This is a genomic window from Poseidonibacter sp. (assembly GCF_041821165.1).
In the GTDB taxonomy this organism is placed as follows: Bacteria; Campylobacterota; Campylobacteria; order Campylobacterales; family Arcobacteraceae; genus Poseidonibacter.
Genome location: NZ_JBGUES010000292.1, coordinates 1 through 513, shown reverse-complemented (window position 1 = coordinate 513; position 513 = coordinate 1). Strand labels below are relative to the sequence as shown.

Genomic DNA, 513 nt, shown 5'->3' with positions numbered 1-513 from the left:
GGACGGTTATTAGTTCAGCCATTTCTTAAATTCGGTTTACAAAACTTTTCTGAAACTGCAGCTATTTTTCATGGTGCAGACATCACCTGGATGGATATTATGGTGAAAAACTCAATTCCTGCAACTCTTGGAAATATTATTGGTGGTGGATTATTGCAAGGTGCAGAGCACCGCGGTATTTGTATAAAATTTCGAAGATAAACAAATAAAGGTGCAGAGCACCGAAGCATTTATCAATCGGAATAAAAAAGAGGATGTTCAAACTATTGAATTAACTGCTGCAGGTTTTGTGTCATCCCGAGGTATCGAGGGATCTGTTTACTGAAAAGATCCTTCACTTTGTTCAGGATGACAATTGATTGGAAATTAAATACAATATTAAAATAAGGTGCAGAGCACCGCAGTATTTGTAGAATATTTCTAAGATAAACAAATAAAGGTGCAGAGTACCGAAGCATTTATCCGAATCAGAATAAAAAAGAGGATGCTCAAATTAATGAACATCCTCTACAT

At 35.9% G+C, this 513-nt stretch carries 1 protein-coding gene; it reads left to right on the top strand.

Features of this window, described 5'->3' with window-relative positions:
• On the top strand, positions 1–201 hold a 201-nt coding region (locus tag ACERKK_RS13230), incomplete at its 5' end, for a hypothetical protein (RefSeq protein ID WP_373773541.1).
• Positions 202–513: the final 312 nt, after the last annotated feature.